Origin of the sequence: Sphingomonas endophytica (assembly GCF_001476895.1) — a bacterium.
Lineage (GTDB): Bacteria > Pseudomonadota > Alphaproteobacteria > Sphingomonadales > Sphingomonadaceae > Sphingomonas > Sphingomonas endophytica_A.
Genome location: NZ_LDTB01000129.1, coordinates 1 through 1,219 on the forward strand (window position 1 = coordinate 1; position 1,219 = coordinate 1,219).

The 1,219-nt window shown below is 64.6% G+C and carries 1 pseudogene; it reads left to right on the top strand.

Annotated features, from left to right (window positions below):
- Nucleotides 1-1,051: pseudogene (gene groEL, locus NS334_RS16305) on the top strand (chaperonin GroEL); the annotation flags it as partial.
- Between the last annotated feature and the right edge of the window lie 168 nt (nucleotides 1,052-1,219).

A 1,219-nucleotide genomic window follows, 5' to 3' on the forward strand; every position in this document is an offset into this window, starting at 1 on the left:
ATGCAGTTCGACCGCGGCTACATCTCGCCCTACTTCGTCACCAACGCCGACAAGATGCGCGTTGAGATGGACGACGCCTACATCCTGATCAACGAGAAGAAGCTCTCCTCGCTGAACGAGCTGCTGCCGCTGCTCGAGGCCGTGGTGCAGACCGGCAAGCCGCTGGTCATCGTCGCTGAAGACGTCGAAGGCGAAGCGCTCGCCACCCTCGTCGTCAACCGCCTGCGTGGCGGCTTGAAGGTCGCGGCCGTCAAGGCTCCGGGCTTCGGCGATCGCCGCAAGGCCATGCTGCAGGACATCGCGATCCTGACCGGCGGTCAGGCAATCTCGGAAGACCTCGGCATCAAGCTCGAGAACGTCACGCTGCAGATGCTCGGTCGCGCCAAGAAGGTGATGATCGACAAGGAGAACACCACGATCGTCAAAGGCGCCGGCAAGAAGAACGACATCGACGCCCGCGTTGGCCAGATCAAGGCGCAGATCGAGGAGACCACCTCGGACTACGACCGTGAGAAGCTGCAGGAGCGCCTGGCCAAGCTCGCCGGCGGCGTCGCCGTCATCAACGTCGGCGGCGCGACCGAGGTCGAGGTCAAGGAGAAGAAGGACCGCGTCGACGACGCGCTCAACGCAACCCGCGCCGCTGTCGCAGGAAGGCATCGTGCCGGGCGGCGGCGTCGCGCTGCTGCGCGCCAAGAACGCCATCGGCCGGCTGAGCCATGGCAATCCCGACGTGCAGGCGGGGATCAACATCGTGCTCAAGGCGCTGGAAAGTCCGATCCGGCAGATCGCCGAGAATGCCGGCGTTGAGGGGTCCATCGTGGTCGGCAAGATCCTGGAGCAGCGATCGGCGACCTACGGCTTCAACGCACAGACCGAGGACTATGTCGACCTGATCGAGGCTGGGATCGTCGACCCGGCGAAGGTGGTGCGAACCGCGTTGCAGGATGCGGCCTCGGTCGCCTCATTGATCGTGACCACGGAAGCGCTGGTCGCCGAACTGCCAAAGGACAAGCCAGCAATCGCAGCTCCCGGGGCGGGGGGAGAGTTCTGAGCAGCCGGCCGTCTCGCCGGTCGATTGATCAGAACGGGACTGTCGCGAGGAGAAACGACCAAACGGCGGCTTTGGTCGGGTCTCCCGCGACAGTCGGCTCCGCCACCAAGGGACCAGCCTTCCTGGCCGCAGCAAGAAGGGAAGACAGTGTCACAGGAGAGCCTGTAT